Source organism: Brachybacterium sp. AOP24-D1-21 (assembly GCF_052378665.1).
In the GTDB taxonomy this organism is placed as follows: Bacteria; Actinomycetota; Actinomycetes; order Actinomycetales; family Dermabacteraceae; genus Brachybacterium.
Map to the genome: position 1 here is coordinate 678,671 of NZ_JBQSXX010000002.1, position 15,246 is coordinate 693,916.

The following is a 15,246-nucleotide window of genomic DNA, read 5'->3' on the forward strand; positions in this document are numbered from 1 at the left end:
GGTGACCCAGGCGCAGCGCCTGTGGACAGCCGCACCTCCTGAACGCTGACCAGGTACGTCCGCGCAACGGCTTGCTCAGGCGTCTTCTTCCCACGCCCCTGAATCCACCGGCTTGCCGATCGCGAAGGACACGAGCACGCCCACCAGCGACAGCATCACCGGAAGCAGCATCGCGTCCGCCATGGCAGAGGCGAAGGGCTCCAGCAGGAGCGGTGGCAGGTCTGCGCTCGAGGAGCCACCTCCGGAGGACATCGCCGCCCCAGGATCACCCCCGACAACTTCGCTGAAGCGCACGGTGATGCGGTCGCTCATGACGGTCGCGATCCCCGCCGCTCCCAGCACCGAACCGACCTGGCGGGTCTCGTTGTACACCCCGGATCCCGCTCCGGCCTGCGACGGAGGTAAGTTGCGGGTCGCCGTCAGCGACAACGGCCCCCAGATCAGCGCGTTGCCGAGACCCACCAGCAGGAAGGGCATGGGGTGCTGGCACGGCTGATCTCGGCCAGACTGCATGCAGCTCGCTCGGATCGACGAATATGGAGCGTATGGCGTCACCACCGCCACCTGTCTGAGCGTCGAGGAGGTGTGGGATCGATGGATATCGCTGAGACCACGAATGATGTGCATGAGCATCGAGAGGGTCTGCAGGGCGAGGAACTCGAAGACCGCACGACCGGCTTCACCTCCTCACCGCAGTGCCGGGTGTTGGGGCGTCTCCGCTCGGACCTGTTCCGGATCCAGGAGATCCAGGCGGTGCTTCATCGTCTGACCTCTCCGGACGAGGAGCTCGCACAACCGGTGCCCGAGGCGGAGCAGCGAGGGCTGGGACGAGCGGCAGCGGTGTTCGACGCGAATCGTTCAGCGTCCTCCCGTCTCTACGCGATGCTCGGAGACCTCCTCGCCGAGCAGGGAGTGCTCGTCTCCGAGCGGCTGACCCTGGTCGCGATGATCTTCCTCCCGCTCACGCTCATGACCGGCTTCTTCGGCATGAATTTCGCCTGGATGCAGGACTACACCGAAAGCTTCGGAGCATTCCTCGCCCTCGGGACCGTGCTCCCGGTGCTGTCTGCGCTGCTCACGCTCGCAGTTGTCCGTCACCTGACCCGCTCCACCTGAGCGCACGCACGGGCGTGGGAATCGCGCCACGCCATGACCCGATTCGTTCTATGGTGGTTCACGCCACAACCGCTGAGGGCCCCGTCACCTGCACAGAGCAGTGCAGACCGGCCCCACTTCCCCCTGAGGAGCACCCCCGATGTCCAGCGCGCCCGAAACCCGCAGCACCAGGAAGGAGGGCACGGCGATCTCACGCGCCATGCGCCCTCTGAACCATGTGGTGGAGCGTTTCATCCCCTCCGCCCTGGTGTTCTCGATCGTCCTGACCTTCATCGTGGCGATCCTGGGCCTGATCCTCACCGATACCGGGCCGGCCGATCTCGTCGTGCACTGGGGAGACGGACTTGCCGGACTGCTGGCCTTCATGACCCAGATGGCGCTGATCCTGCTGCTGGGCCACATCTTGGCCAACACCGGACCGGTGCGGAAGCTGCTGGCCTTTCTCGCCTCGATCCCGAAGACCGAGCTGACGGCCTACGTCTTCGTCTTCGTGGTGGCGGCTGCGGCGTCCCTCATCACCTGGGGGTTGGGCCTGGTGGTCGGCGGTCTGCTGGCCCGCGAGGTGGCCTACCAGGGACGCGAGCGCGGGCTCAAGCTCCACTTCCCGATGCTGGTGGCCGCGGGCTTCGGCGGCTTCGTCGTCTGGCACATGGGCTACTCGGCCTCGGGCCCGCTCACCGCCGCGACCGAGGGATCGTTCCTCGCGGAGTCACTCGGCGGCCAGACCGTCCCCATGTCCGAGACGGTCTTCTCCGGCTGGAACATGATCGCCGCGGTGGTCACGATCCTCTTCGTCGCCGTCGCGCTGTTCCTGGTCGCTCCGCGCAAGGGCGACTCCATCACGGAGCTGACCATCGACGCCCGTGACGTGATGGACGACGGGCAGGAGAAGATCGTGACCCCGGCCGACCGGCTCGACGCGAGCCGCCTGGTGACCGGGCTGACCGGTCTCGCGCTGGTGGCGTACCTGGTGCTGCACTTCACCCGCGGCGGCACCCTGACCCTGGACACCGTGAACTGGTCCTTCCTGGCCCTGATCCTGCTGCTGGTGAAGAACCCCTTCGAGCTGGTCCACCTCACCAAGAACGCCGCCTCCAACGTGGGTGAGATCCTGCTGCAGTTCCCGCTCTATGCCGGGATCCTGGGGATGATGGTCGGCTCCGGGCTGGTGCAGGTCTTCTCCGATGCCTTCGTGTCGGTCTCCAACACCACCACCTTCGGCCTGTTCGCCTTCCTCGCGGCGGGCCTGGTGAACTTCTTCGTCCCCTCCGGCGGTGGGCAGTTCGCGGTGCAGGGGCCGATCATGCTCAATGCTGGCGCCGAGCTCGGCGTGGACCCGGCGATCACCATCATGGCCGTCTCCTACGGCGACCAGTGGACGAATATGATCCAGCCGTTCTGGGCGATCCCGCTGCTGGCGATCGCCGGGCTGAAGATGCGCGACATCCTCGGCTACACCACGATCGTGCTCATCGCCTCCGGCATCGTGTTCGGCGGGACGCTGCTGATCGTCTCGCTCTGAGCCTCCGGGGGCAGCTCGTCGACGAACGGCGGCTGCGCCCCGGCCCGGCCGACGGTGATCGCCGCACAGCGCATCGCCGTGCGCGCCCAGGCCTCGGCCTGCTGCCGGGACACCGTCCCCGCGAGCAGCTCGCGCTGGCCGCCGGCGGCCAGCAGCGCGAAGAGCAGACCCGACATGAACGAGTCTCCGGCACCGATCGTGTCGATCACCGCCGCCGTCGGCGCTGGCAGCTCGCTGCGCCAGTCCGGGCCCGAGAGGGCGCAGCCGTCCGCCCCGCGGGTCACCACGACCAGGTGCACCCCGAGGCGGTGCAGGTGGGCGGAGGCCTCCTCGACGGTGGCTCCGGGATACACCCAGGCGAGGTCCTCGTCGCTCAGCTTCACCAGATGCGCGCGGGCCGCGAAGCCCTCGAGCTGCGCGTGCACCTGCTCCCGAGGCAGGCCGAGGCCGGGGCGCACGTTCGGGTCGATGCTGATCACGATCCCCGGCCCCGCCGCCGCGAGTGCTGCGAGGACCTGGCTCGCCCCCGGTTCGAGGACCATCGCGAGCGAACCGGTGTGCAGGACCCGGACGGGCCCAGCCGTGAACGGGCCGGGCTCCCAGTCGACCTCGAAGAGGTAGCCGGCAGACCCGTCGGCGGCGAGCTGCGCCTCGGCGGTCGAGGTCGCCCGCGCCAGCGGCGTCGGACGCACACGGACCCCGGCGGTCGCGAGATGCGACCGCAGCAGATCGCCGTGCGCGTCCGCGCCGAGAGCGGTCAGCAGCTCGGTCGGGACTCCGAGCCGGGACAGGCCGACGGCGATATTGGCCGGACTTCCTCCGGGATGGGCACGGGCCTCGCCATCTGCGGTGCGGACGAGGTCCACCAGCGCCTCGCCGACCACCAGCACCTGCCCGGCCCGATCTCCTCCCGGCTGGCTCATTCGGCGGGTTCCAGGCTGACGGTGACCTCCGAGCCCCCGGGGAAGATCTGCTGGGAGACCACGGCGCGGCCCCCGTCCAGCTCGAGGTCGATGCAGGACCGGTCCACGATCAGGTCGTAGGACACGCGGTCGCTCGGGACCCGGGGAGCATACGGATGCGAGAGCGAGTGGTCCGGGGCGAACGGTGCCGCATGAGCAGCGCTGCGGTCCAGGACGACGCGGCCCTGCGCATCCATCGAGAGGACGAGGGTCTGGGCCTGCGAGGAGCCGTCGGCGAACCGCAGCACCAGCTGCTGCGGATCGAGGGCCGACAGAGTCCCGCGGACACGGAACGGCTCCTCGGCGTCCAGCATCGTCGACTCGCTGGAGCCGTCGGCGGCACCGTCGCCGAGCTCGAGCGTGCGGATCTCCGACGGCACCACGAGGTGCTGGATCACCTCGAGCGAGCCGTCGACCGTCGCCGCGAGGTGCAGCGTCCGCGGCAGGGTCATCGCCGAGCGCCAGGGATCGGTGGGGGTCTGCGTCGCGTACGCCCAATTGTTCATCCAGCCCAGCAGCACAGGGTCCCCCTCCACGCCGGAGAAGGAGACCGCCGCATAGCAGTCGGGTCCCAGATCCAGAGGGCGCGGCGATCCCTCGGAGGAGAAGCGGCGACCGTCGAAGTCGCCGATCAGCAGATAGGTGCCCGATCCGCCGGCAGGCCCCCCGGGGTTGGTGCTGAGCACGAGCACCCAGGCCTCCTGCCCGGGCCGTGCCCCGGGGCCCGAGACGGGCACCCGCAGCAGATCGGGGCACTCCCAGATCCCGCCGTCCACCTCGGGATGCGCGAACGTCGAGGAGGGCTCCCAGGTGAGCAGATCCGAGGAGGTGAACAGGTGGACGCGGTAGTCGACGGCCTCGACCGTGACCATCACCCAGCGTTCGGTCTCGGGGTGGAAGAACACCTTGGGATCGCGGAAGTTCTTGGAGTCGCGGTCCAGGATGGGGTTGCCCTCGTAATACGTCCACACCGTGCCGCCGTCGGTCGAGTAGGCGATGGACTGGGCCTGGATCCCGGCGCGGGTGGGATGGGACTCCGAGTACGCACTGGTGTAGAAGGCGACCAGAGGCCCCGGCTCGCCCGGTGCGGCCAGCCCGGAGCTGTTGGCGGCGTCGTGGACGACGCTGCCGGAGAAGATCATCTCGTTCTCCGAGCAGGGCAGCGCGACCGGCAGATGCGTCCACGTCGCGAGGTCGTCGGAGACCGCGTGGCCCCAGGAGAGATTCCCCCAGAGGCTGCCGTGGGGGTTGTTCTGATAGAACGCGTGCCAGCGGCCGTCGTACCGGATCAGACCGTTGGGGTCGTTCATCCAGGTGGCTTCTGGGGTCAGATGGAAACGAGGACGGAACAGCTCGGTACGAGATGCGGACAGGGCGGTGGGAGTCATGATCTCTCAGTCGTCAGGAGTGGATGGGGGAGTGCTGGCGCCGGCGGCGCGGGGCACGGGGTCAGGAGTTCTCGGTGAAGCGGTCGTGGGCGGTCTGGTAGACCTCGACGATCTCGGGCAGTCCCATCGTCTCGAGCTGGGTCACGTAGCCGTCCCACTCGTCCTCGATGCCGCCCTTGACGATCCAGGTGGCGATCTTCTCGTTCACGAGCGTGGTGACGTCGGCCTCGAGCGTGCTGATCCGGTTCAGCTCCTCGACCGAGAGCATCACCGGCGGGTACTGCTCGTTCGCACGGTGCGGCTCGAAGTGCTCGGCGATCTGCTCCTGGCGGACCGCGGCCCGGGGTTCGGCGAGCACGACGTTCGCGAAGTCGTCGGCGGTGACCATGAGCGGTCCGCCCGGGGCGACCTTGACGCGTCGCTCCTGCTCGGTCTGGCCGCCCTCCACGGGGATCTGCTCGAGCATGCCCTCGCCGTTCATCTCCTGCGAGGCGCCGATCGGCCCCCAGTTCGTCTGGGCGCTCATGACCGGGTCGAAGAGCATGTCGACCCAGCGCATGGTCGCCGCGGCGTACTCATTGGTGCGCGTGATCGCGAAGGCTCCGCGATTGATCTCCTGGTTGTTCGCGACGCAGGCCCGGATGACGCCGTCGGGACCGGGGAACAGCGGGACCAGCTCATAGCTGTCGGCACGCTCCGGGCCGACCACCTCGGGTGCCTCCCAGAAGTAGAACGAGCCCAGCGCCTTCGGCTCCAGCTTGCCCTTGGCGACCATCTTCACGTAGTCCTGGGAGAAGGCCTCCTGGTCGATCAGCCCCTCGGTGAACCACGTGTGAAGCACGGCGATCGCGTCGCGGTAGCCGTCCTTGTTCGCGGTGAACTGGACCTCGCCGTCCTCCACGATGCGGTGATCGGGGGTGACGACCTGACCGCCGATGGCGGCGATGAGATCGCCGAGCGAGCTGCTTCCCATGAAGGACAGGGGGAGCGCCCCGGGCCCGGACTCCTTGAAGGCGAGCAGCGCCTCGTGGTACTCGTCGACGGTGGTGGGCATCGACAGACCGAGCTCATCCAGCCATCCGGTGTCGATGAAGAGCATCGAGGGGAAGGCCACCAGGCCCATCTCCTCGACCTTCGGGAGCGTGTAGATGTTGCCGTCGGAGGCGGTCATGGCGGCCCGGATGTCGGGCCGCTCCTCGAGCCGGGCCCGGAGGATCGGGGCGTGCTCCTCGATGAGATCGTTGAGAGCGAGCAGCGTGCCGTTGGCGCCGTACTTCGCGACCTCGGCATCGGACAGGCCCGAGTTGAACAGCGCATCGGGCAGCTCACCGCTGGCCAGGAGGAGGTTCTTCTTCTCGGCCCAGACCTCGTCCGGCTCGTTGTCCCAGGAGATGGTGATGCCGGAGTCAGAAGCCCAGGTCTTCACGAGCTCCATGGACTCGTAATCGGGGGCGAGCGCGGACTTCGCTCCGCCGAACCGGAGCGTGAGCTCCTCCTCGACGATCGGCAGGCCGGAGTCGGTGAGCCCGACCTCGGCGGACAGGTCCTCGGTCTCCTTCGCGGAGGGCCGCCCGCAGGCGGCGAGGCCGGCGGTCAGGGAGAGAGCGGTGGCGCCAAGCGTGAACCGGCGGCGGGAGAGCAGGGAACGGGTCAGCAGGGGTTGGGTCAGCATGGTGAGACTCCTTCGTCACGGATTGCCGTGCAGTTGTTCGTATAACCGGGGGGACTGCAGAGGAGGGGCAAGGGTGGCCGGCGGGGGATCGGTCAGCTCTTCAGGGCGCCGAGGGTGGCGCCCTTGACGAAGTAGCGCTGGAGGAAGGGGAAGGCGATGAGCAGCGGGATCGTGGAGACGACGATCATCGAGTACTTCAGCAGCTCGCCCATCTTCTGGGCCGCGGCGGTGGAGTCCATCGATGCCATGTCCATGCCGGAGGCGGAGGCCTGCGACTGGATGAGCACGTTGCGCAGGATCAGCTGGAGGGGGTACTTCGACTCGTCGCTGAGGTAGATCATCGCGTCGAAGAAGGCGTTCCAGTTCGCCACGATGTGGATCATCGCCATGAGCACGACGAGCGGCTTCGACAGGGGCAGTGCGATGCCGAAGAAGAAGCGGAAGTCGGAGGCGCCGTCCAGCTGGGAGGCCTCCCTCAGCTCGGGGGAGAGGTTCTGCTCGAAGAAGGTGCGGGCGATGATGAGGTTCCAGACGCCCACCGCGCCGGGCAGCACCACGGCCCACATGGTGTCGAGCATCCCGAGCTCCTTGACCACGAGATAGCGCGCGATCATGCCGCCGTCGAAGAACATCGTGATCACGAACAGGATCATGAACAGGTTCCGGCCGGGCATGTCCTTGCGGGCCAGGGCGTAGGCCCCGAAGAGGATCATCGTCACGCTGATCACGGTGCCGACCACGGTGTAGACCACCGAGTTCAGGAAGCCGCGCACGATGGTCGAGGTGCCGAAGATCGTGAGGTACCCGTCGAAGGTGATGCCCTTGGGGAGCAGGACGACCTTGCCCTGCTGGACCAGGTTCGGGTCCGAGATCGAGGCGATGACGATGAAGTACAGCGGATAGACGATCACGAGCATCGTGATCGCGATGAGCCCGTAGGTGACGACCGCGAAGAGCGGGTCGGCGAGGCGCTGCGCAAGGCTCTGGCGACGGGGTGCGAGGTCGGGGAGCGTGCCCCGAAGAGTATTGGTCGGTGTTGTCATCGGTATCACCACAGGCTCGACTGGTTGGCCTTCTTCGCGACCCAGTTGAAGGTCACCAGAAGGAGGAGGTTCAGGACGGAGTTGAACAGCCCGATGGCCGCCGAGTAGCTGAACTGGGCGCCCTGCAGGCCGACCTTGTACACATAGGTGTTGATGACTTCGGAGGTGGGCAGGTTCAGGTCGGTCTGCATCAGGTAGACCTTCTCGAAGCCGAGGTTGAAGATGTTGCCGACGGCGAGGATGAACAGGATCGTGATCACCGGGAGGATCCCGGGGATGTCGATGTGCCGGATCCGCTGGAAGCGGTTCGCCCCGTCCATGCGCGCGGCCTCATGGAGCGAGGGATCGATCGCGGTGAGAGCGGCGAGGTAGATGATCATCGAGAAGCCGGCGTTCTGCCACACGTCGGAGCCGATGTAGAGCGGGCGGAACCACTCCGGGGCGCCCATGAAGAAGATCGGCTGGCCGCCGAAGGTCGTGATCAGATGGTTGACCAGGCCCGAGCTCGGCGAGAAGAGGAGGTGGATCATGCCCACGACCACCACCACCGAGATGAATGAGGGCGAGTACAGGACGGTCTGCGTGAGCCGCTTGAAGCGTTCGCTGGGCAGCTGGTTCACGATCAGGGCCAGGATGATCGGCACCGGGAACGCGACAAGCAGGCCCACGGTGTTGATCGTCAGCGTGTTCGCGACGATGCGCTCGAACTGGAAGCTCGTGACGAAGGCCTCGAAGTGCTCCAGACCGACCCAGGGGCTCCAGAAGAAGCCGTCGACCGGGTTGTACTCGCGGAATGCGATCTGCGCGCCGTACATCGGCCAGTACTTGAACACGATCAGGTAGAGGACGGCCGGCGCGAGTAGTACGTATAACTGCCAGCTGTGGAGGATCCTTCGCAGGCGGGTCTGGCGCGAGGTGGATCTGCGGGACGGCGGGTGCGAGAGCTCCGGCGGCACGGGTGCCTGAGAGGTCGGAGGCCCGACGGCGGTGTCGGTGGTCATGCGTCAGCGTCCTTTCGGTGGAGCGACGGATCCGCGATGGATCACGGGGCAGGGGATGGCGTGGGTCGCGGCCGGGGCGGTCGGATCCAGGACGAGCGCGGCGGCACGCTCGCCCATCGCGATGAAGGGGAGCGCCACGGTGGTGAGCCCCGGGTGGAAGTAGTCCCGCAGGATGTCCTGGTCGTCGAAGCCGACGATCGAGACGTTCTCGGGGATGCTCAGGCCGAGGTCATAGATCGCCTGATAGGCGCCCAGGGCCGTACGGTCGTTGCCGCAGAAGATCGCGGTGGCGGGATCGTCCAGGCCGAGCAGGGCGTGCGCGCCATCGTGGCCGCTGCTGTGGTTGCCTTCGCCGGCGAAGAGGAGGTCCGGATCCGGGACGATGCCGGCCTCGGTCAGGGCGCGCTCGTAGCCGCGGCGTCGATCGCGGGCCGCGGGGATCCCCTCCCGGGGGAAGATGTTGATCATGCCGATGCGGGTGTGGCCCGCATCGATCAGGACCTGCGTCGCGTCGTAGCCGCCCTGCTCGTCATCGGGGATGACGCTGGGGATGCGGCCCGCGAGGTCGCGGGCGTTGAGGGCGACGGCGCGGGTCTCGAGCGCCGCGTCGGGGACGTCGAGCTCGCGGTGGTACATCGCCGTGTACAGGAGACCGCGCACCTGGTGGGACAGCATCGTGTCGATCGCGGCGGCTTCGAGCGCGGCGTCCCCTCCGGTGTCGACGGTCATCAGGGTGCTGCCCTCCTCCCAGACACGATCCTGGGCGCCCTTGATCATCTGGCCCGAGAAGGGGGAGGTGGCCACGTCGTCGCCGACCAGGCCGACGATCTCGGAGACGCCGGTCTTCAGCGTCTTCGCCTGGAGGTTCGTGCGGTAGCCGAGCGCGGCGGAGGCCTCGCGGATGCGCTCGGCCGTGGTCTCGGAAGCGCGCCCCGCATAGCGTCCGCTGAGCACGAGGGAGACGACGGCCTGGGACACTCCGGCCTTCGCGGCCACGTCGTGCATGGTGGGGCGCTGCGCCATGCCGTGCTCCTCGTCGTCCGGTCGCTGGGCGGTCCGCCCGACGACGCGTTATTCGTATGACGTAGAGAGTGCGGGGTGCGGCTCGGTCTTGTCAAGAGGTTCGCGGCAATCAATCGAGCCGGGTTTTTCGCTCGGCGCGCGCGGCATGCGCAGCGGCCGGGAGCCGCGCGCAGAGGTGCTCCGCACCTCCTGCTCCCTGGTTATTCTGACCCCGGGGACGCCGCCGGGGTGGCTGCGCGAGCACGAGGGGGACGAGATGGACGAGCAGGACGAGCAGGAGCGGCCTGATGAGGCCAAGATGCCGCCCAAGGCCACGGGAGCGCGGTTCTGGGGTCCGGTGGTGGGGTTCGGCGTCGTGTGTCTGGCGCTGGTGCTCGTGGAGGTGTTCGTGGTGATCGGTGGGATGCGCCGCGACGCCGTGGCGAGGGTGGAGGCCTCCCACTCGGAGGCCGCGGCCGACGAGAGCCGGTCAGCGGCCGCGGAGAGGGAGAGCGAGGAGGCCGTCGAGGCAACAGCGTCCGCCCAGGCCGCCGAGACGGCGAAGGCCGCGGCGGCCTTCCCGATGGAGGTCACCGGAGTCGAGCGGGCGGGCGTGCTCTACGCCGGGACGGACTACGAGATCACGGCCGAGGGAGAGTTCGTGGTCGTCGAGATCGCGCTGACGAACAACAGCACCGAGGTGCTGTCGCCTCTGAGCACCTACGAGCTCATCGACGCCGACACAGTGATCCACTCTCGCCAGAAGCCGTCCGGTCTGCTCTCCACGGACCCGGCGAAGGAGCCCACCATGAGAGAGCTCGCCCCCGGCGAGAACGCGGTGTACCAGCTGATCTTCGACGTTCCGAAGGGGACCGAGGCCGCCTCGGTGAAGCTCACGCCGGTTCTCCCCAGGCAGTCCTCCCCGCGGTCTACGCGCCGGTCGAGGAGTGACGCCGGGGCCCGGCGACCTTCCTCCGTCTACCTGCCGCGGATCCTCTGCAGCACATCGCCGCCGCCGGCATCCCAGATCTCGCCCTGATCCCCGACCACCACCAGCAGTGACCGCGGCCGTGAGAGCCCCACGTACAGCAGTTGCGGGGCACGCTCGGCCGAGCCGAAGCCATTGATGGCGAGCACCACCACGGGCCGCTCAAGGCCCTTGAAGTTCAGCACGTGCCCGTAGAAGACATCCGTCGCAGCGAAGAACTCGTCCCAGTAGCCGTCATAGCCGTACTGCTCCACCTGTTCCTTCTGGACCGGGTGACGACTGCGGGTGGTGAGCAGGGCGATCTGGCCGGGCTTCCAGCCCTCGTCCATGAGCTGCTCGACGACATCGTCGGCGGCGGCGACCGCCTCCGCGGAGAGGGACTCCACGTAGCGGACCGGGGCTCCGTCGTCCATCCGCGGGTTCTGCGTGAGCGGGGTGAGCGGCGCGAAGGTGCGGGCGATCGACTTGGTGTTGCGCAGGTTATCGTCCAGCGGGAAGGGATTCAGGGTGATCGGGGCGCGGCCCTCCCGATCGAACACGCTCTGGTGCTCGTCGGTGAACACGAATAGCACCCCCTCCCCGGGATCCCGCAGGCATGGCTGCAGCCCGTCCCACCAGACATCTGCGAAGTCCTGCGCCTCATCGACCACGATCGCGTCGAACAGCTCCTCCGGATCCTGGACGGCGGCGAGCTCGGCGAGACGGCGGGGGAGATGCTCCTCGTAGTAGGTGACGGGATCGCCGTCGAACTGCTCCTCGGTCTCCGCTCCCCAGCGCACCGGGAGGTCGTGGAAGAGCCCGACGTAGGCGGGTCGCTCCTCCTCAGGCCACGTGGCGGCGAGCAGCTGGAAGTGCCGAGCCAGGCCGCGGGAGTAGCACAGCAGGGCTGTGCGGAAGCCGTCGCGGGCCAGGGTGCGGGCCTTGATCATCGCCAGGTGGGTCTTGCCCGAACCGGCCCCGCCGATGATCTGCGCCCGGTGCTGGAAGCGCAGCAGCGCGATCGCCCTCTCCTGCTCACTGGTTCGCGCATTGCCTGCGTCCGCGATCTCGCGGGCCAGCAGCTGATGGTTCTCGATCGCGCGATGGGTCCGACGCAGCCGCTTCACCGCGTAGGCGCACTGCTGCGCATCCAGCGGCGGGTACACCCCACGGGTCTGGGCGTTCAGGGCATGCACGATCCGGTCCGCGAGGCGGGGCAGGTCGGTGCTGTCCAGGGTGATGCCGCGCGGTGCCTCGGGGACGTCCCAGTCGCTCGGCAGCTCGGTGTAGGGCAGGACAGCCAGGTGCACGGCGCGGCCGATGTTCCGGGATGCTCCCGCGTTGAGGTACTCGATGAGGTGATGCTTCGCCTTCTGCGCCTGATCGATCGGGGACTTCTTCAGCTCCCGCTGCCCGCTGCGGTCACCCTGATACCAGCGCCCGTCCCGCAGAGAGACCCGCCCGCCCTTGACCTCGATCACCGCCAGGCCGAAGCCCGGCCACAGCACCAGAAGATCCGCCTCGATCTCCTCGCCTCCCGCGGTGAGGCGCTGCCCGGCGATCAGCACGGCGTCGTCCGGCAGCTGAACGCTCAGGTGATCCCACACCGTCTGCTCGGCTGCGGAGGCGAAGTCGGGCTGCGCGGGGTGGGTGATCGGCATGGCGCTCCTCAGAGTCTGGCCGGCGTCGTCGCTGGCGGGGCCAGGCTACCGAGACAGGAGGGATTCCTCAGCGCCAGGTCCTGCTCAGTCACAGGTGTCGCACACTCCGGTCGAGGGAAGCGCGTAGAAGCAGCTCGGGCAGAAGGTGAGCCGCTCCTCGCCCTTGGACGACGTGGCCGAGCGGGGGCGGAAGGAGGACAGCGCCAGTCCATGCCAGTCCGGCTCGGGGCGCTCCTCGGGTGCGAGCCCCTTGCGGAACTCGACATATCCCGGGTAGAGGTACATCACCGAGCGTCCCTCGGCATCCTGTGCGGTGACGCTGCCATTGGATGAGGTGCGGTAGAAGGTCACCGCTTCCACCCGGTCGAAGTTCTCGCCGATCAGGCGGATGTCTCCGACGGACCAGTCTGGATTCCAGCCCAATGCTTCAGTGCGGGTCATCCGGCGGCGGTGGGAGATATCCGTAGTCATCTGCCCAGTAGAGCACGGAGTCCCAGGGGCGGTCGACGGGGCAGGTCATGGCCGCGCGCCGGATATCCCCGATCCGGCGCGCAGACCGAGAAACTCTCTCACGCCAGGTCACCCCTCTTCGCCGCTCCATCAGGGGCGCCGAGGAATATCTCTCAGCCGCGGGCCGCGAGGAACTCGGCCACCGCAGCGCTGACCGCGACATTCATCTCCTGGTCGGAGAGGGTCGCCGTCCCGTCTCCGGACTGCGCACCGTAGTCGCCGAAGCTCGCATGGCTCGCGCCGTCGACCTCGACCATGGTCGCAGTGCTCGGCAGGCGGTCACGGTGCGCGAGGATGTCCGCCGGAGTCGAGAGCCCATCCTCGCCGCCCGCGAGGCTCAGCACGGGCAGCTGAGCAGTGGAGAGGTCGTCGGCGCAGTACGCCGCGAACAGCACCAGAGCGTCGGCCTCGAGGGCGAGCTGGCAGGCGCGCACCCCGCCGAGCGAGTGACCGCCCACGAGCCAGGTCTCGACCTCGGGCGCGGCACCGGTGAAGAGATCCAGGTCGCGGCGATCCAGCAGGGCCAAGTTCAGCGTGGGCTTCACGATCACCACGGTCATGCCCTGCGCAGTGACCAGATCCGCCAGGCGCGCGACATATGCCTCAGGCTCGACCTTCGCCCCGGGGTAGAAGACGAGCCCGGTGCGGGCGGGGCCGGACTCCGCTGGCTGCAGGAGCAGCGAGGTGTCGGTCTCGGCGAGCGAGAGGCGAGGGTCCTCGACGACGCTGCGCAGCGGTGCTGACTCTGCGGACATGACGCCGATTCGGCTCCATGCCACGATGCCCACCACCGCGAGCAGCACCAGCACGAGCACGGCGACCAGGGATCGCAGCAACCAGCGGCGAGCAGAGCGGGCGGACATCATGGGAGCACGGTAGTCCGTGCAGCGCCCGCCTCTCGGCCCACCTGGTGCGAACCCGCTGGGTACGCTGGATCGACTCGCCGCCTGATCGAGGCGCGGCCACTCGTAGAAGGCAGCTCCATGACACTCGCCGACCTGCTCAGCGCCCTCGACTCCGGCGAGACGGTGCCTGCGAACTCCCCCTTGCACGCCGTGATGCACGAGACCAGCCAGGAAGCGCTGCGGGTCACCGGCGAGCTCAACGGCAGCTACCACGCACCGGCGCGCGTGCGGGAGCTGCTCACCGAGCTCACCGGTCGCCAGGTCGACGAGAGCGTCACCCTCTTCCCACCCTTCACCTCCGACTTCGGCAAGAACATCCGCCTGGGCAAGCGCGTGTTCCTCAACGCCGGCTGCCGCTTTCAGGATCAGGGCGGGCTCGAGATCGGTGACGACTGCCTCATCGGTCACAACACCGTGATCGCCACGTTGAACCATGACCTCGCCCCCAGCCGCCGCGGGGACCTGCACCCCTCCCCGGTGGTGATCGGTAAGAACGTCTGGGTCGGCGCGAACGTCACGATCCTGCCCGGCGTCACCATCGGGGATGACGCGGTGATCGCGGCGGCGTCGGTCGTCACCAAGGACGTGCCGGCACGAGCCCTCGTGGTCGGCTCCCCGGCGCGGGTGCTGAGGACCGTCGTGGGCTGAGTCCTCGACGGTGACACCGTCCACGGCTGAGGAGAGGGCTATCGTCGGCACCCACCGCGCCCGATCGATCGTGAGGAGACGACATGGCTCCCTGGCTGCTCGCCCTGCTGGCAGGGCTGATCGTCGGCGGTGCGCTGCTGCTCGGCAGCGCGATCGCCTGGTTCGTGAAGGTCCCGCCGGCGATCGTCGCAGGGATCATGGCCTTCGGCGCCGGGGTGCTGATCTCCGCGCTCACCTTCGAGCTGGTCTCAGACGCGATGGACCAGGGCGGGCTGCTCGCCACAGCCGGCGGCTTCCTCGCCGGCGCTCTGATCTACGTGGGACTGAACATCGTGCTGGCCCGCTATGGCGCCCGGCACCGCAAGCGCAGCGGTGAGCAGCAGACCTCCGAGGACGAGCAGTCCGGCAGCGGGGGAGCAATCGCGATCGGCGCCCTTCTGGATGGGATCCCCGAGTCCATGGTGCTCGGGCTCAGCGTGCTCGCCGGCCCGGGACTGAGCATCCCGATGTTCGCCGCGGTGTTCATCTCCAACGTGCCGGAGGGGCTCTCCAGCAGCGCCGGCTGGAAGCGTGCCGGGCGCAGCCGCAGGTACGTGTTCGGGATCTGGGGTGCGATCGCGCTGGCCTCCGGGCTCGCCTCGCTCGCCGGCTTCCTGCTGCTGGACGGGGCACCTCCCGCGACCCTCGCGGTGGTGAACGCGCTCGCCGCCGGAGCGATCCTCGCCATGATCACCGACACCATGATCCCCGAGGCCTTCGCGAAGGACTCGCTGTACACCGGGCTGCTCGGGACCCTCGGCTTCCTCGCGGCGCTGATGCTGCACGCGATGGGGTGAGCGGCCGGTCTGC

General features: G+C 68.4%; 15 protein-coding genes. 5 read left to right on the forward strand and 10 right to left on the reverse strand.

Features of this window, described 5'->3' with window-relative positions; all coding sequences use genetic code 11:
- Positions 1-75 precede the first annotated feature (75 nt).
- Positions 76-477: a hypothetical protein gene (locus tag ACT3UF_RS17780; protein ID WP_441444586.1), complete on the reverse strand. Its 402-nt coding sequence runs from the start codon at positions 475-477 to the stop codon at positions 76-78.
- A gap of 117 nt (positions 478-594) precedes the next feature.
- Here ACT3UF_RS17780 and ACT3UF_RS17785 point away from each other — a divergent pair, with 117 nt between their 5' ends.
- A complete protein-coding gene (locus ACT3UF_RS17785) occupies positions 595-1,116 on the forward strand; it encodes a CorA family divalent cation transporter (RefSeq protein WP_442332682.1) in 522 nt (173 codons plus the stop codon).
- 139 nt (positions 1,117-1,255) lie between these two features.
- Positions 1,256-2,638, forward strand: coding sequence for a short-chain fatty acid transporter (locus ACT3UF_RS17790; RefSeq protein WP_444608452.1), 1,383 nt, complete (start codon positions 1,256-1,258; stop codon positions 2,636-2,638).
- Here the strand turns inward: ACT3UF_RS17790 and ACT3UF_RS17795 are convergent.
- From ACT3UF_RS17795 to ACT3UF_RS17820, 6 genes are all read right to left on the reverse strand, one after another.
- Positions 2,569-3,561, reverse strand: coding sequence for a carbohydrate kinase family protein (locus ACT3UF_RS17795; protein ID WP_441444584.1), 993 nt, complete (start codon positions 3,559-3,561; stop codon positions 2,569-2,571). The two genes, ACT3UF_RS17790 and ACT3UF_RS17795, sit on opposite strands and share 70 nt — an antisense overlap.
- Complete coding sequence (locus tag ACT3UF_RS17800) at positions 3,558-4,988, reverse strand: GH32 C-terminal domain-containing protein (protein WP_441444583.1); 1,431 nt, start codon at positions 4,986-4,988, stop codon at positions 3,558-3,560. The genes ACT3UF_RS17795 and ACT3UF_RS17800 overlap by 4 nt, the downstream gene beginning before the upstream one ends.
- A 61-nt stretch (positions 4,989-5,049) precedes the next feature.
- On the reverse strand, positions 5,050-6,660 hold the full coding sequence (locus tag ACT3UF_RS17805; protein WP_441444582.1) for an extracellular solute-binding protein: 1,611 nt from the start codon (positions 6,658-6,660) through the stop codon (positions 5,050-5,052).
- Between the two features lie 92 nt (positions 6,661-6,752).
- Positions 6,753-7,703 carry a carbohydrate ABC transporter permease gene (locus tag ACT3UF_RS17810; RefSeq protein ID WP_444502259.1) on the reverse strand — a complete coding sequence of 317 codons (951 nt, stop codon included), beginning with the start codon at positions 7,701-7,703 and terminating at the stop codon, positions 6,753-6,755.
- Positions 7,704-7,708: 5 nt separating this feature from the next.
- Positions 7,709-8,704, reverse strand: coding sequence for an ABC transporter permease (locus ACT3UF_RS17815; protein WP_441444580.1), 996 nt, complete (start codon positions 8,702-8,704; stop codon positions 7,709-7,711).
- 3 nt (positions 8,705-8,707) lie between these two features.
- The gene (locus ACT3UF_RS17820) at positions 8,708-9,727 is read right to left on the reverse strand and encodes a LacI family DNA-binding transcriptional regulator (protein ID WP_441444579.1); all 1,020 of its coding nucleotides are present in this window, start codon (positions 9,725-9,727) and stop codon (positions 8,708-8,710) included.
- A 256-nt stretch (positions 9,728-9,983) separates the two neighbouring features.
- Between ACT3UF_RS17820 and ACT3UF_RS17825 the strand changes: the two genes are divergently transcribed.
- On the forward strand, positions 9,984-10,745 hold the full coding sequence (locus ACT3UF_RS17825) for a hypothetical protein (RefSeq protein ID WP_441444578.1): 762 nt from the start codon (positions 9,984-9,986) through the stop codon (positions 10,743-10,745).
- Here ACT3UF_RS17825 and ACT3UF_RS17830 read toward each other — a convergent pair.
- From ACT3UF_RS17830 to ACT3UF_RS17840, 3 genes are all read right to left on the reverse strand, one after another.
- Positions 10,685-12,334, reverse strand: coding sequence for an NERD domain-containing protein (locus ACT3UF_RS17830; RefSeq protein WP_441444577.1), 1,650 nt, complete (start codon positions 12,332-12,334; stop codon positions 10,685-10,687). The genes ACT3UF_RS17825 and ACT3UF_RS17830 overlap by 61 nt on opposite strands.
- 84 nt (positions 12,335-12,418) lie before the next feature.
- Positions 12,419-12,805 (reverse strand): hypothetical protein, encoded by a 387-nt coding sequence (locus tag ACT3UF_RS17835; RefSeq protein ID WP_441444576.1) that lies wholly within the window; start codon positions 12,803-12,805, stop codon positions 12,419-12,421.
- Positions 12,806-12,957: 152 nt separating this feature from the next.
- Entirely contained in the window at positions 12,958-13,710 is a 753-nt protein-coding gene (locus ACT3UF_RS17840) for an alpha/beta hydrolase (RefSeq protein WP_441444575.1), read from the reverse strand.
- Positions 13,711-13,827: 117 nt separating this feature from the next.
- On the opposite strand from ACT3UF_RS17840, the gene ACT3UF_RS17845 reads away from it, so the two are divergent.
- Together ACT3UF_RS17845 and ACT3UF_RS17850 are read left to right on the forward strand one after the other, a co-directional pair.
- A complete protein-coding gene (locus tag ACT3UF_RS17845; RefSeq protein ID WP_441444574.1) occupies positions 13,828-14,397 on the forward strand; it encodes a DapH/DapD/GlmU-related protein in 570 nt (189 codons plus the stop codon).
- 83 nt (positions 14,398-14,480) lie between these two features.
- On the forward strand, positions 14,481-15,233 hold the full coding sequence (locus ACT3UF_RS17850; protein ID WP_444599427.1) for a ZIP family metal transporter: 753 nt from the start codon (positions 14,481-14,483) through the stop codon (positions 15,231-15,233).
- The last annotated feature ends 13 nt before the right edge of the window (positions 15,234-15,246 follow it).